19 protein-coding genes are annotated in these 12,700 nt (G+C 63.1%); 1 reads left to right on the forward strand and 18 read right to left on the reverse strand.

The window, feature by feature from the left end; translation table 11 throughout:
• Positions 1–34: 34 nt before the first annotated feature.
• From rplE to JQ507_19640, 18 genes are all read right to left on the reverse strand, one after another.
• Entirely contained in the window at positions 35–592 is a 558-nt protein-coding gene (gene rplE, locus JQ507_19555; protein QRI67194.1) for a 50S ribosomal protein L5, read from the reverse strand.
• On the reverse strand, positions 585–899 hold the full coding sequence (rplX, locus tag JQ507_19560) for a 50S ribosomal protein L24 (protein QRI67195.1): 315 nt from the start codon (positions 897–899) through the stop codon (positions 585–587). Before rplX ends, rplE begins: the two co-directional genes overlap by 8 nt.
• A complete protein-coding gene (rplN, locus tag JQ507_19565) occupies positions 899–1,267 on the reverse strand; it encodes a 50S ribosomal protein L14 (protein ID QRI67196.1) in 369 nt (122 codons plus the stop codon). The genes rplX and rplN overlap by 1 nt, the downstream gene beginning before the upstream one ends.
• Positions 1,268–1,342: 75 nt before the next feature.
• A complete protein-coding gene (gene rpsQ / locus JQ507_19570; protein QRI67197.1) occupies positions 1,343–1,591 on the reverse strand; it encodes a 30S ribosomal protein S17 in 249 nt (82 codons plus the stop codon).
• An 11-nt stretch (positions 1,592–1,602) separates the two neighbouring features.
• Positions 1,603–1,809 carry a 50S ribosomal protein L29 gene (gene rpmC / locus JQ507_19575; protein QRI67198.1) on the reverse strand — a complete coding sequence of 69 codons (207 nt, stop codon included), beginning with the start codon at positions 1,807–1,809 and terminating at the stop codon, positions 1,603–1,605.
• Between the two features lie 5 nt (positions 1,810–1,814).
• Positions 1,815–2,228, reverse strand: coding sequence for a 50S ribosomal protein L16 (rplP, locus tag JQ507_19580; GenBank protein QRI67199.1), 414 nt, complete (start codon positions 2,226–2,228; stop codon positions 1,815–1,817).
• 30 nt (positions 2,229–2,258) lie between these two features.
• Positions 2,259–2,960 (reverse strand): 30S ribosomal protein S3, encoded by a 702-nt coding sequence (rpsC, locus tag JQ507_19585; protein QRI67200.1) that lies wholly within the window; start codon positions 2,958–2,960, stop codon positions 2,259–2,261.
• Between the two features lie 20 nt (positions 2,961–2,980).
• On the reverse strand, positions 2,981–3,367 hold the full coding sequence (gene rplV / locus JQ507_19590; protein QRI67201.1) for a 50S ribosomal protein L22: 387 nt from the start codon (positions 3,365–3,367) through the stop codon (positions 2,981–2,983).
• A gap of 10 nt (positions 3,368–3,377) precedes the next feature.
• Positions 3,378–3,656 carry a 30S ribosomal protein S19 gene (gene rpsS, locus JQ507_19595; GenBank protein ID QRI67202.1) on the reverse strand — a complete coding sequence of 93 codons (279 nt, stop codon included), beginning with the start codon at positions 3,654–3,656 and terminating at the stop codon, positions 3,378–3,380.
• Between the two features lie 12 nt (positions 3,657–3,668).
• Positions 3,669–4,502: a 50S ribosomal protein L2 gene (gene rplB / locus JQ507_19600; protein ID QRI67203.1), complete on the reverse strand. Its 834-nt coding sequence runs from the start codon at positions 4,500–4,502 to the stop codon at positions 3,669–3,671.
• 12 nt (positions 4,503–4,514) lie between these two features.
• A complete protein-coding gene (locus JQ507_19605) occupies positions 4,515–4,814 on the reverse strand; it encodes a 50S ribosomal protein L23 (protein ID QRI67204.1) in 300 nt (99 codons plus the stop codon).
• On the reverse strand, positions 4,811–5,431 hold the full coding sequence (gene rplD / locus JQ507_19610; GenBank protein ID QRI67205.1) for a 50S ribosomal protein L4: 621 nt from the start codon (positions 5,429–5,431) through the stop codon (positions 4,811–4,813). Before rplD ends, JQ507_19605 begins: the two co-directional genes overlap by 4 nt.
• 1 nt (position 5,432) lies before the next feature.
• Positions 5,433–6,152 (reverse strand): 50S ribosomal protein L3, encoded by a 720-nt coding sequence (gene rplC, locus JQ507_19615; GenBank protein ID QRI67206.1) that lies wholly within the window; start codon positions 6,150–6,152, stop codon positions 5,433–5,435.
• Between the two features lie 54 nt (positions 6,153–6,206).
• The gene (gene rpsJ / locus JQ507_19620; protein ID QRI67207.1) at positions 6,207–6,515 is read right to left on the reverse strand and encodes a 30S ribosomal protein S10; all 309 of its coding nucleotides are present in this window, start codon (positions 6,513–6,515) and stop codon (positions 6,207–6,209) included.
• A gap of 83 nt (positions 6,516–6,598) precedes the next feature.
• Positions 6,599–7,789 carry an elongation factor Tu gene (gene tuf, locus JQ507_19625; protein QRI67208.1) on the reverse strand — a complete coding sequence of 397 codons (1,191 nt, stop codon included), beginning with the start codon at positions 7,787–7,789 and terminating at the stop codon, positions 6,599–6,601.
• Between the two features lie 39 nt (positions 7,790–7,828).
• Positions 7,829–9,901, reverse strand: coding sequence for an elongation factor G (gene fusA, locus JQ507_19630; protein ID QRI67209.1), 2,073 nt, complete (start codon positions 9,899–9,901; stop codon positions 7,829–7,831).
• Positions 9,902–9,931: 30 nt separating this feature from the next.
• Entirely contained in the window at positions 9,932–10,402 is a 471-nt protein-coding gene (gene rpsG, locus JQ507_19635) for a 30S ribosomal protein S7 (GenBank protein ID QRI67210.1), read from the reverse strand.
• 15 nt (positions 10,403–10,417) lie between these two features.
• On the reverse strand, positions 10,418–10,789 hold the full coding sequence (locus JQ507_19640; GenBank protein ID QRI67211.1) for a 30S ribosomal protein S12: 372 nt from the start codon (positions 10,787–10,789) through the stop codon (positions 10,418–10,420).
• A gap of 701 nt (positions 10,790–11,490) precedes the next feature.
• Here JQ507_19640 and JQ507_19645 point away from each other — a divergent pair.
• The gene (locus JQ507_19645; protein ID QRI67212.1) at positions 11,491–12,699 is read left to right on the forward strand and encodes an FAD-dependent monooxygenase; all 1,209 of its coding nucleotides are present in this window, start codon (positions 11,491–11,493) and stop codon (positions 12,697–12,699) included.
• The last annotated feature ends 1 nt before the right edge of the window (position 12,700 follow it).

The raw sequence follows: 12,700 nt of genomic DNA on the forward strand, positions 1-12,700 counted from the left end.
GGTATCCGCGTTTGAGTGGCTTTGGCTCAGCTACTCACTGCCGGAACGGGAAATTGAAAGCGGTCAACAAGGCACGCGCCTCGTCGTCGGTCTTGGCGGTGGTGCAGACCGTGATGTCCATGCCACGCGCTTCCGAGACCTTGTCGAAGTCGATCTCGGGGAAAATGATGTGCTCCTTGATGCCGAGCGAATAGTTGCCGCGGCCGTCGAAGCTCTTCGGGTTCAGGCCGCGGAAGTCGCGGACGCGAGGCAGCGCCACGTTCACCAGGCGGTCGATGAACTCGTACATATGGGCCTTGCGCAGCGTGACCTTGCAGCCGATCGGCTGGTTCTCACGCAGCTTGAAGGTCGCGATCGCGATCCGCGAATAGGTCACGATCGCCTTCTGGCCGGCGATCTGGCTCAGCTCGGCAGCGGCGGTCTCGGCCTTCTTGCGGTCGTTGACGGAATCGCCCACGCCCATGTTGAGCACGACCTTGTCGAGGCGCGGCACCTGCATCACGTTGGCATAACCGAACTTCTCGGTCATCATGCCGCGGATCTTCTTGTCGTACTCCGCGCGCAGACGCGGCGTGTAAGCTGTATCAGCCATCGATCTCTGCTCCCGAGCTCTTGGCAACACGAACCTTCTTGCCATCGGCCTGAATCTTGAACCCGATGCGGGTCGGCTTTCCGTCCTTGCCGACATACGCGACGTTGGACAGGTCGATCGGCATCTCCTTGGAGATGATGCCGCCTTCCTGGGCCTGGGTCTGCTTCTGGTGACGCTTCACCATGTTGATGCCGCGAACGAGAGCCTTGTTCTCGTCCGGACGCACCTCGAACACCTCGCCGGTGCGACCCTTGTCGCGGCCGGTGAGCACGATCACCTTGTCGCCCTTGCGGATCTTGGCAGCCATCACAGCACCTCCGGCGCGAGCGAAATGATCTTCATGTGGTTCTTGGCGCGCAGCTCGCGCGGCACCGGCCCGAAGATACGGGTGCCGACCGGCTCGGACTGATTGTTGATCAGCACGGCGGCGTTGCGATCGAAGCGGATGACCGAACCGTCGGCGCGGCGGATGTCCTTGCGGACCCGGACCACGACGGCCTTCATCACGTCGCCCTTCTTCACCTTGCCACGCGGAATGGCTTCCTTGATCGACACAACGATAACGTCGCCCACGGTGGCATAGCGGCGCTTGGAACCTCCAAGAACCTTGATGCACATGACACGGCGTGCGCCAGAATTATCGGCCACGTCGAGGTTGGTCTGCATCTGAATCATTGATGCACCTCGTCCTCTTTCTGCGCTTTAGCGCGCTCAAAATTTCCCTGAAGTACTTCGGCCAGGCCGAGGTAATCAGGCCGTTTTCTTGTGTTCGCCCCGGACCACGGTCCAGCGCTTCAGCTTCGAGATCGGCTTCGATTCCTCGATCCAGACCATGTCGCCCGGCTTGAACTGGTTGTTCTCGTCGTGCGCGTGGTAGTTCTTGGAACGGCGGATCGTCTTCTTGTAGATCGGGTGGGTGAAGCGTCGATCGACGCGCACCACGATGGTCTTGGCTTGCTTGTCGCTGACGACCACGCCCTGCAGAGTACGTTTCGGCATAGGCTTGCCCCTTACTTCTTCTTCGCGCGCAGCTGCGCGGCGATGGTCTTGATACGAGCGATGTCGCGGCGGGCTTCCCGCATCCGCGAGGTGTTCTCCAGCTGCCCGGTGGCGCGCTGGAAACGCAGGTTGAAGCGTTCCTTCTTCAGGTTCAGGACCGCGTCTTCCCGCTGGTCGTCGCTCATCGCGCGAATGTCTTCAACTTTCATCTCGGCCATGGCGATTACTCCGCAATGCGCGCAACGAAGCGCGTCTTGATCGGCAGCTTGGCGGCGGCAAGCGACAGCGCCTCCTTGGCGGTCTGCACCGGCACGCCGTCGATTTCGAACATCACGCGGCCTGGCTTGATCCGGACCACCCACAATTCCGGGGCACCCTTGCCGGAGCCCATGCGGACTTCGGCGGGCTTCTTCGACACCGGCACGTCCGGGAACACGCGGATCCAGACGCGGCCGGCGCGCTTCATGTGACGGGTCAGCGCGCGGCGGGCGGCTTCGATCTGACGGGCGGTGACGCGCTCAGGCTCCATCGCCTTCAGGCCGAACTGGCCGAACGCCAACGTCGCGCCAGAGGTCGCAACGCCGTGGATACGGCCCTTATGCGCCTTCCGGAACTTCGTTTTCTTAGGTTGCATCATGGCTTTAAGCCCTCAAATTCCTGCTTTGCCTCAAGCGGCGTCGCGGCGCGAACGCGGCGTGTTGTCGCCTTCCGCCATCTTCTTGTCCTGGGCCATCGGATCGTGCTCGAGGATCTCGCCCTTGAAGATCCAGACCTTGACGCCGCAGGTGCCGAAGGTCGTGAACGCGGTGGCGACGCCGTAGTCGACGTCGGCGCGCAGCGTGTGCAGCGGCACGCGACCTTCGCGATACCACTCCATGCGCGCGATTTCGGCGCCGCCGAGACGGCCCGAGCAGTTGATGCGGATGCCCTCGGCGCCGAGACGCATCGCCGACTGCACGGCGCGCTTCATGGCGCGGCGGAACGCGACGCGGCGCTCGAGCTGCTGGGCGATCGATTCAGCGACCAGGGTCGCGTCGAGCTCCGGCTTGCGGATTTCGACGATGTTGATCACGACGTCCGACGAGGTGATGTCGGCGACCTTCTTGCGCAGCTTGTCGATGTCGGCGCCCTTCTTGCCGATCACGACACCCGGACGGGCCGAGTGGATCGTCACGCGGCACTTCTTGTGCGGACGCTCGATCACGATGCGGGCGACAGCCGCCTGCTTGAGCTCCTTGTGCAGGATCTCGCGGATCTTGACGTCCTCGTGCAGGAGCTTGCCGTATTCCTGCTTGCCGGCGAACCAACGGGAGTCCCAGGTCCGGTTGATGCCGAGACGCAGCCCGATTGGATTGATCTTTTGACCCATCGTCTTCTCCTGCGCCCTTCTTAGGCGCTTGCCTCGGCCTCGACCTGACGAACCACGATGGTCAGGTGCGAGAACGGTTTGAACACACGGCCCGAACGGCCACGGCCGCGCGGAGCAAAACGCTTCATCACGATGCCGTTGCCGACATGCGCCTCGGCAACGACGAGATCGTCGACTTCGAGGTCATGGTTGTTCTCGGCGTTGGCGATCGCCGATTCCAGGCACTTCTTGACGTCGACCGCGATCCGCTTGCGCGAGAACTGCAGGTCGGCGAGCGCAGCGGACGCCTTGCGGCCGCGGATCAGCTGCGCCACCAGGTTGAGCTTCTGCGGGCTGACGCGCAGCATGCGGGCGACGGCCTTGGCCTCATTGTCCGCGAGGCTACGTTCGCGCTTTGGTTTGCTCATGGTCTAATCCTCAAGCCTTCTTGGCTTTCTTGTCGCCCGAATGGCCGTGGAAGGTCCGGGTCGGCGAGAACTCGCCGAACTTGTGGCCCACCATTTCCTCGTTGATCGCCACCGGCACATGCTTCTGGCCGTTGTAGACGCCGAAGGTCAGGCCGACGAACTGCGGCAGGATGGTGGAGCGGCGGCTCCAGATCTTGATGACGTCGTGACGGCCGGACGCGCGGGCGGCATCTGCCTTCTTGAGCAGAGAACCCTCGACGAACGGGCCTTTCCAGACTGAACGAACCATGTCCGGCGTTCCTTACTTCTTCCGCTTGTGGCGGCTGAGGAGAATGAATTTGTTGGTCGACTTGTTGGTGCGGGTCTTCTTGCCCTTGGTCGGCTTGCCCCACGGAGTAACCGGGTGGCGACCGCCGGAGGTACGACCTTCACCACCGCCGTGCGGATGGTCGATCGGGTTCATGACGACGCCGCGGTTGTGCGGACGCCAGCCGAGCCAGCGGGTACGACCGGCCTTGCCGATCGAGATGTTCATGTGATCCGGGTTGGAGACGGCGCCGATCGTGCCTCGGCAACGGCCGTGCACCAGACGCTGCTCGCCCGAGTTCAGACGGACGATCACGTAGTCCTGGTCGCGGCCGACGATCTGGGCGTAGGTGCCGGCGGAGCGCGCCAGCTGGCCGCCCTTGCCGATCTTCAGCTCGATGTTGTGCACGATCGTGCCGACCGGCATGTTGCCGAGCGGCATGACGTTGCCCGGCTTCACGTCGACGTAGTTGCCGGCGACGACGGTGTCGCCCGCCGCCAGACGCTGCGGCGCCAGGATATAGGCGAGCTCGCCGTCCTGGTACTTGATCAGCGCGATGAACGCGGTGCGGTTCGGATCGTACTCGAGCCGCTCCACGACCGCCGGCATGTCCACCTTGTCGCGGCGGAAGTCGACGGTGCGGTAGGCCTTCTTGTGGCCGCCGCCGCGGAAACGCACGGTGATGCGGCCGGTGTTGTTGCGACCGCCATTGCCGAGCTTGCCCTCGGTCAGGGTCTTCACCGGCTTGCCCTTGTAGAGCGCCGAACGATCGACCATGACCAGCTGGCGCTGGCCCGGCGTCGTGGGATTGTAGGTTTTCAATGCCATCGTCGTTGCGCCTTATAGTCCGGTAGTCACGTCGATGCGGTGGCCCTCTTCCAGGGTCACGATCGCGCGCTTGGTGTCCGACTGCGAGCCGAGATTGCCGCGGAACACCTTGGTCTTGCCCTTGCGGACGAGCGTGTTGACGCTCTTCACCTTGACGTCGAACAGCTTCTCGACCGCTTCCTTGATCTGCGGCTTGGTCGCCTTGCCGGCGACCTTGAACAGCACCTTGTTGTGCTCGGAGGCGAGCGTCGCCTTTTCCGTCACGACCGGCGAGATGATGACGTCGTAGTGGCGCGGATCGATGTTCTTCATTTGAAGCGCGCCTCCAGCGCATCAACCGCAGCCTTGGTCAGCACCAGCTTGTGGCGGCGGAGAATGTCGTAGACGTTGATGCCCTGGATCGGCAGCACGTCGATGTTCGGGATGTTGCGGGCCGCAGTCGCGAAACCGTTGTTCAGCTCGGCGCCGTCGATGATCAGCGCATTGGTCAGGCCAAGGCCCGAGAAGTGACCGAGCAGCGCCTTGGTCTTGGCGGCCTCGAGCTGCGCATTGTCGATCACGATCAGCCCGCCGTCCTTGGCCTTGGCCGACAGCGCATGCTTCAGCGCGAGCGCACGCACCTTCTTCGGCAGGTCGGTCGCATGGGAGCGAACCACCGGACCGAACGCACGGCCACCGCCGCGGAACTGCGGCACGCGGGCCGAGCCGTGACGGGCGCCGCCGGTGCCCTTCTGCTTGTACATCTTCTTGCCGGTGCGCCAGACATCGGCGCGGCCCTGGGCCTTGTGGGTGCCGGCCTGACGCTTGTTCAGCTGCCACTGCACGCAGCGCTGGATGATGTCCTTGCGCGGCTCGAGACCGAAGATCTCGTCCGAGAGCTGGACCGAGCCAGCTTCCTTGCCTTCAAGGGTGGTGACTTTCAGTTCCATCTCACACACCCTCCTTCTCGGCCGAAGCCTCGAGAGCCTCACCGCCGGCAACCTTGAACTTGCCGGGCTTCGGGGCTTCCTTCGGCAGCGGCTTCTTGACCGCGTCGCGCACCGAGATCCAGCCGCCCTTGGAGCCGGGAACGGCGCCTTCGACGAGGATCAGGCCGCGCTCAACGTCGGTCTGCACCACGCGCAGATTGAGCGTGGTGATGCGGTCGACACCCATATGACCGGGCATCTTCTTGTTCTTGAACGTCTTGCCGGGATCCTGACGACCGCCGGTCGAACCGATCGAACGGTGCGAGATCGACACACCGTGGGTGGCGCGCAGACCGCCGAAATTCCAGCGCTTCATGCCGCCGGCGAAACCCTTACCGATCGAGGTGCCGGTCACGTCGACGAACTGGCCGACCACGAAATGGTCCGCCTGGATTTCCGCGCCGACCGGGATCAGCGCATCCTCGGACACGCGGAACTCGGCGACCTTGCGCTTCGGCTCGACCTTGGCGACCGCGAACTGGCCGCGTTCGGCCTTGGGCATGTACACGGTCTTGCGGGCGCCCGAGCCGAGCTGAAGCGCGACATAGCCGTTCTTCTCGGTCGTGCGGTGGCCCAGCACCTGGCAGTTGCCCAACTTCAGCACGGTCACAGGGATATGTTCGCCGGTCTCCGTAAAGACCCGCGTCATCCCGACCTTCTGTGCGATCACTCCGGAGCGCATCGGCGTGCTTCCTGTCTTTCTGTCCGCAAGCGGCGGACGTAAAAATCCAAAACCTTAGAGCTTGATCTCGACGTCGACACCGGCGGCCAGGTCGAGCTTCATCAGCGCATCGACGGTCTGCGGGGTCGGGTCGACAATGTCGAGGAGGCGCTTGTGAGTGCGCATCTCGAATTGCTCGCGGCTCTTCTTGTCAACGTGCGGCGAACGGTTGACGGTGAACTTCTCGATGCGGGTCGGCAGCGGAATCGGTCCGCGAACCTGCGCACCGGTGCGCTTCGCCGTGTTCACGATCTCGCGGGTCGACGTATCGAGGATTCGATGGTCGAACGCCTTGAGACGGATGCGAATATTTTGGCCGTTCATTGCCGTATTCTTTCTTTAGTGAGTGGCGAGTAGCGAATAGCGAATGGTGACCCACCCGCTACTCGCCATTCCCTATCGCATACTTACTCGATGATCGCGGCGACGACGCCGGCGCCGACGGTGCGGCCGCCTTCGCGGATCGCGAAGCGCAGCTTCTCTTCCATCGCGATCGGCACGATCAGGTGCACTTCCATCGCGATGTTGTCGCCCGGCATCACCATCTCGGTGCCTTCCGGCAGGTGCACGACACCGGTCACGTCGGTGGTGCGGAAGTAGAACTGCGGACGGTAGTTGGTGAAGAACGGGGTGTGACGACCGCCCTCTTCCTTGGTGAGGATGTAGGCCTCAGCCTTGAACTTGGTGTGCGGCTTGACCGAACCGGGCTTGCACAGCACCTGGCCACGCTCGACTTCCTCGCGCTTGGTGCCGCGGAGCAGCGCACCGATGTTGTCGCCGGCCTGGCCCTGATCGAGCAGCTTGCGGAACATTTCGACGCCGGTGACGATGGTCTTCTGGGTGTCGCGGATACCGACGATTTCGATTTCCTCGCCGACCTTGATCACGCCGCGCTCGACACGGCCGGTGACGACGGTGCCGCGGCCCGAGATCGAGAACACGTCTTCGACCGGCATCAGGAACGGCTGGTCGATCGGACGCTCCGGCTGCGGGATGTACTCGTCGACATTGCGCATCAGCTCGAGGATGGCGTCGTGGCCGAGCTTCTTGTCCTTGTCTTCGAGGGCGGCGAGCGCCGAGCCCTTGATGATCGGAATGTCATCGCCCGGGAATTCGTACTTCGAGAGCAGTTCGCGAACTTCCATCTCGACGAGCTCGAGCAGCTCCGGATCGTCGACCATGTCGCACTTGTTGAGGAACACGACGAGCGCGGGAACGCCGACCTGGCGGGCGAGCAGGATGTGCTCGCGGGTCTGCGGCATCGGGCCGTCGGCAGCCGACACGACCAGGATCGCGCCGTCCATCTGGGCGGCGCCGGTGATCATGTTCTTCACGTAGTCGGCGTGGCCGGGGCAGTCGACGTGAGCGTAGTGGCGGTTCTGCGTCTCGTACTCGACGTGAGCGGTCGAGATCGTGATGCCGCGCGCCTTCTCTTCCGGCGCCTTGTCGATCTGGTCGTAGGCGGTGAACGTCGCGCCGCCGGTTTCTGCGAGCACCTTGGTGATCGCTGCGGTCAGCGAGGTCTTGCCATGGTCGACGTGACCGATGGTGCCGATGTTGCAGTGGGGCTTGTTACGTTCGAATTTAGCTTTGGCCATTTGACTCTCCGTTCAATCGTTGACTGCCGTCAACGACAATCAGGCAAACTTCTTCTGGACTTCAGCCGACACGTTCGCCGGAGCTTCGGCGTAGTGATCGAACTGCATGGTGAAGGTCGCGCGACCCTGGCTCATCGAGCGCAGGTTGTTCACGTAACCGAACATGTTCATGAGCGGCACCATCGCGTTGATGACGTTGGCGTTGCCGCGCATGTCTTGGCCCTGGATCTGGCCGCGCCGGGAATTCAGGTCGCCGATGACCGAACCGGTGTAGTCTTCCGGGGTCACCACCTCGACCTTCATGATCGGCTCGAGCAGAACGGACTTGCCCATCTGCAGCGCCTCGCGGAAGCAGGCGCGCGTGGCGATTTCGAAGGCCAGCGCCGACGAGTCGACGTCGTGATACTTGCCGTCGATCAGCTGCACCTTGACGTCGACGATCGGGAAGCCCGCGACCACGCCGGAGGACAGCACGCTCTCGAGGCCCTTTTCGACGCCTGGGATGTACTCCTTCGGCACCGCGCCGCCGACGATCTTCGATTCGAACTCGTAGCCCTTCCCGGCTTCGTTCGGCTCGACGATGATCGTCACGGCCGCGAACTGGCCGGTACCGCCGGTCTGCTTCTTGTGGGTGTAGCTGTGCTCGACCCGCTTGGTGACACGCTCACGGAACGCCACCTGCGGCGCGCCGATGTTGGCGTCGACCTTGTAGGTGCGCTTGAGGATGTCGACCTTGATGTCGAGATGCAGTTCGCCCATGCCCTTGAGGATGGTCTGGCCGGACTCGTGGTCGGTCGACACGCGGAAGGACGGATCCTCCGCGGCGAGCTTGGCCAGCGCCACGCCCAGCTTTTCCTGGTCTGCCTTCGACTTCGGCTCGATCGCGATCTCGATCACCGGCTCCGGGAATTCCATCTTCTCGAGGATGACCGGCTTGTTGGGATCGCACAGCGTGTCGCCGGTGCGCGCTTCCTTCAGGCCAGCCAGCGCGACGATGTCGCCGGCATAGGCTTCCTTGATGTCTTCGCGGTTGTTCGCATGCATCAGCAGCATGCGGCCGATACGCTCTTTCTTCTCGCGGGTCGAGTTGACGACACCGGTGCCCGACTGCAGCACGCCGGAATAGATGCGGCAGAAGGTGATGGTGCCGACGAAAGGGTCGTCCATGATCTTGAACGCGAGCAGAGCCAGCGGCTCCTTGTCGTCCGCCTTGCGCACGACCTCGTTGCCGTCCTCATCGGTGCCCTTGATCGCGGGCACGTCGATCGGCGACGGGAGGTAGTCGACGACGGCGTCGAGCAGCGGCTGCACGCCCTTGTTCTTGAACGCCGAGCCGCACAGCACCGGATAGAAGGCGCCGGTCAGCACCGCCTTGCGGATCAGGCGCTTCAGGGTCGCCTCGTCCGGCTCCTTGCCGTCGAGGAACGCAGCGAGAGCGTCGTCGTCGAGCTCGACGGCGGCTTCCACCATCTTCTCGCGATATTCCTTGGCCTGCTCGACCAGATCTTCCGGGATGTCGACATAGTCGAACTTGGCGCCGAGCGATTCATCGTTCCAGATGACGCCCTTCATCTTCACGAGGTCGACGAGGCCCTTGAAGTTGTTCTCGGCGCCGATCGGAAGCTGGATCGCGATCGGCTTGGCGCCGAGGCGGTCGACGATGTCGGCCAGACACTTGAAGAAGTCGGCACCGGTCTTGTCCATCTTGTTGGCGAAGACGATGCGCGGAACCTTGTACTTGTCGCCCTGGCGCCAGACGGTCTCGGTCTGCGGCTCGACGCCCTGGTTGGAGTCGAGCACGCAAACGGCGCCGTCGAGCACGCGCAGCGAACGCTCGACTTCGATGGTGAAGTCGACGTGGCCGGGGGTGTCGATGATGTTCAGGCGCTTGCCGTTCCAGAACGCGGTGGTCGCAGCCGAGGTGATCGTGATGCCACGCTCCTGCTCCTGCTCCATCCAGTCCATCGTCGCGGCACCCTCGTGCACTTCGCCGATCTTGTGGCTCTTGCCGGTGTAATACAGGATGCGTTCGGTGGTCGTGGTCTTGCCGGCGTCGATATGCGCCATGATACCGAAGTTGCGGTAGTCCTCGATGGCATGTTGGCGGGGCATGAGACTGTTCCTTAGATTCCGTTGATCGCCTTACCAGCGATAGTGCGAGAAGGCGCGGTTGGCTTCCGCCATCCGGTGTACGTCTTCACGCTTCTTGACCGCGTTGCCGCGGTTGTTCGAGGCGTCGAGCAGCTCCGCCGACAGACGCTCCGTCATGGTCTTCTCGTTGCGCTCACGAGCGGCCGAGATCAGCCAGCGGATGCCCAGCGCCTGACGGCGCACCGAGCGGACTTCCACCGGCACCTGGTAGGTCGCGCCGCCGACGCGGCGGGAGCGAACCTCGATGGTCGGCATCACGTTCTCGAGCGCCTGCTCGAACACGCCGAGCGGGGGCTGCTTGGTCTTGGCCTCGATCATGCCGAGCGCACCGTAAACGATGTTTTCGGCGACCGACTTCTTCCCGGCGTACATCACCGAGTTCATGAACTTCGTAATGATGATGTTCCCGAACTTGGGATCCGGAAGAACTTCACGCTTCTCGGCAGAATGGCGACGCGACATCTGATCGTTTCCTGCTTACTTCGGACGCTTCGCGCCGTACTTCGAACGACGCTGCTTACGGTTCTTGACGCCCTGGGTATCCAGCACGCCGCGGAGGATGTGGTAGCGCACGCCGGGCAAGTCCTTGACGCGACCGCCGCGGATCATGACCACCGAGTGCTCCTGCAGGTTATGGCCCTCACCCGGGATGTAGCCGATCACCTCGAAGCCGTTGGTCAGGCGCACCTTGGCGACCTTACGAAGCGCCGAGTTCGGCTTCTTCGGGGTCGTGGTGTAGACGCGCGTGCACACGCCGCGCTTCTGCGGCGACTGCTGCAGCGCCGGCACCTTCTTACGCGACTTCTGCACTTCACGCGGATTTGCGATCAGCTGGTTGATCGTCGGCATGCAGCCTTCACCCTTTAGTTCACGCGAGAACCTTGAATGGCTCCGCAAATTTCTTCTCGGGACTAGCCGCCCCGCACGGCCCGCTCGACGCGAATCAAATACCCGCGCAAAGCGAAATCGCGCCAACCACTCATCGCTGAGCGGAAAGCGCTTCGACGCCACAGAGGACCGCGATTCCGAGCCGTTCAGCGTTCGCTGTCCGGCCCGCCACCGAGGTCATGCATCCGAATTCACTCTCAAGAGGACGAGCTCAAGAGAACCAAAATCGTCCTGGCATTGCCTAGCTATCATCGACAGCGTTTGAGCGGCATTCGTCGAGGTTGGTGCCCGTCCGGCGCCTGAAAAAGGGCCTTCGGGTGTTCCGTTCCGACGCTGGCGTAGCTCACCGCCTGTCGTTAAGTGGGCGCCTTGTATAATCGAGAGATGATGAAGTCAAGCAAAACGATAAGCGAAGAAACGCCTCTGGCACTTGCGGATTTTGCATTTCGCCGATGCTCTTCGGGCGATGAATTGTGACAACGTTCACGCCTTCCCTCGCTCCAATCCGAATCTCCCGCACATCGTCGCGGCCATATTATATCCGGGTAAAATATGAATAGAAACAATTCTCCACAACTTAGGCCTGAAGGCGAATTTCGAAACTAAGCCTTTATTTGCCATTAGCAGCGCAAAAATCGCGATCTACGGCCACGGAATCTCTCATGCGATACACCGACATCGCGATCATCGGCGGAGGTCTTGCGGGCTCGACCGCAGCCGCCATGCTCGGCCGTGCCGGGGTTCCGACCGTCTTGATCGACCCCCATCAGGTTTATCCGTTCGATTTCCGCGTCGAGAAGATCGGCGGCGACCTCCAGCTCGAGCGATTCGCCAGAACCGGCCTTGCCGAATCCGTGCTCCGCTCGGCGACGCTGGACGGCGAGAACTGGATCGCGCGATTCGGCCATCTGCTCGACCGGCAGCCGAGCCGGCAATACGGCATCATGTATGACGCGCTGATCACCGCGGTTCGGGACGAGATCGCGCGGCCGGCGGAATTCATCTGCGACAAGGTCGTCAATATCGCGACCAGCTCCGAGCGGCAGCGGCTCGTCCTCTCGGGCGGCGAAGAGATCTCGGCGCGCCTCGTGGTGCTCGCCAACGGGCTGAATGTCGGGCTGCGCCGGATGCTCGGCATCGAGCGGCTGGTCACCAGCTTCTGCCACTCGATCTCGCTGGGCTTCGATTTCGTCCCCGTCGGCCGTCCCGCCTTCCCGTTCGCGGCCATGACCTATTTCTCGGAGCGGCCGAGCGACCGTATCCCCTACATCACGCTGTTTCCGATCGGAAACCGGATGCGCGCCAACCTGTTCACCTACCGCCAGGCCGACGATCCGTGGCTGCGCGCGATGCGGCGCAACCCGGTCGAGACGCTGAACGCCGCGCTGCCGCGGCTGCGCCGGCTCACCGGCGAATTCAGCGTCGCCGGCGACATCAAGATCCGGCCCGCCGACATCTATGTCAGCACCGGCTATCGGCAGGCCGGCGTCGTGCTGGTCGGTGATGCCTTCGCCAGCACCTGCCCCGTCAGCGGGACCGGGACCGACAAGGTGTTCACCGACGTGTCCCAGCTCTGCAACGTCCACATCCCGGCCTGGCTTGCGACCGACGGCATGGGCGAGGAGAAGATCACCGCGTTCTACGACGATCCGGTCAAGACGGAATGCGACGCCTGGTCGAACGCCAAGGCCTTCAACTTCCGCGAGGTGTCGATCGGGAGCGGACCCTACTGGCAGGCCCAGCGCTGGGCGCGCTTCCTCAGCTATCTCGGCCGGGGCTCGCTGCGCCGGCTGCAACGCCCGCAGGCGGTCGCGGCGACACGGACGGGCAATCAGTTCCGGCAACGTCCACAGGCGGCGGACCGGGCCTAAA

This window comes from Bradyrhizobium sp. PSBB068, assembly GCA_016839165.1.
GTDB lineage: Bacteria > Pseudomonadota > Alphaproteobacteria > Rhizobiales > Xanthobacteraceae > Bradyrhizobium.

Excerpts from the sequence above, each read along its gene's own strand:
- rplE (QRI67194.1), bottom strand. The coding sequence starts at position 592 with ATGGCTGATACAGCTTACACGCCGCGTCTGCGCGCGGAGTACGACAAG.
- rplX (QRI67195.1), bottom strand. The coding sequence starts at position 899 with ATGGCTGCCAAGATCCGCAAGGGCGACAAGGTGATCGTGCTCACCGGC.
- rplN (QRI67196.1), bottom strand. The coding sequence starts at position 1,267 with ATGATTCAGATGCAGACCAACCTCGACGTGGCCGATAATTCTGGCGCA.
- rpsQ (QRI67197.1), bottom strand. The coding sequence starts at position 1,591 with ATGCCGAAACGTACTCTGCAGGGCGTGGTCGTCAGCGACAAGCAAGCC.
- rpmC (QRI67198.1), bottom strand. The coding sequence starts at position 1,809 with ATGGCCGAGATGAAAGTTGAAGACATTCGCGCGATGAGCGACGACCAG.
- rplP (QRI67199.1), bottom strand. The coding sequence starts at position 2,228 with ATGATGCAACCTAAGAAAACGAAGTTCCGGAAGGCGCATAAGGGCCGT.
- rpsC (QRI67200.1), bottom strand. The coding sequence starts at position 2,960 with ATGGGTCAAAAGATCAATCCAATCGGGCTGCGTCTCGGCATCAACCGG.
- rplV (QRI67201.1), bottom strand. The coding sequence starts at position 3,367 with ATGAGCAAACCAAAGCGCGAACGTAGCCTCGCGGACAATGAGGCCAAG.
- rpsS (QRI67202.1), bottom strand. The coding sequence starts at position 3,656 with ATGGTTCGTTCAGTCTGGAAAGGCCCGTTCGTCGAGGGTTCTCTGCTC.
- rplB (QRI67203.1), bottom strand. The coding sequence starts at position 4,502 with ATGGCATTGAAAACCTACAATCCCACGACGCCGGGCCAGCGCCAGCTG.
- JQ507_19605 (QRI67204.1), bottom strand. The coding sequence starts at position 4,814 with ATGAAGAACATCGATCCGCGCCACTACGACGTCATCATCTCGCCGGTC.
- rplD (QRI67205.1), bottom strand. The coding sequence starts at position 5,431 with ATGGAACTGAAAGTCACCACCCTTGAAGGCAAGGAAGCTGGCTCGGTC.
- rplC (QRI67206.1), bottom strand. The coding sequence starts at position 6,152 with ATGCGCTCCGGAGTGATCGCACAGAAGGTCGGGATGACGCGGGTCTTT.
- rpsJ (QRI67207.1), bottom strand. The coding sequence starts at position 6,515 with ATGAACGGCCAAAATATTCGCATCCGTCTCAAGGCGTTCGACCATCGA.
- tuf (QRI67208.1), bottom strand. The coding sequence starts at position 7,789 with ATGGCCAAAGCTAAATTCGAACGTAACAAGCCCCACTGCAACATCGGC.
- fusA (QRI67209.1), bottom strand. The coding sequence starts at position 9,901 with ATGCCCCGCCAACATGCCATCGAGGACTACCGCAACTTCGGTATCATG.
- rpsG (QRI67210.1), bottom strand. The coding sequence starts at position 10,402 with ATGTCGCGTCGCCATTCTGCCGAGAAGCGTGAAGTTCTTCCGGATCCC.
- JQ507_19640 (QRI67211.1), bottom strand. The coding sequence starts at position 10,789 with ATGCCGACGATCAACCAGCTGATCGCAAATCCGCGTGAAGTGCAGAAG.
- JQ507_19645 (QRI67212.1), top strand. The coding sequence starts at position 11,491 with ATGCGATACACCGACATCGCGATCATCGGCGGAGGTCTTGCGGGCTCG.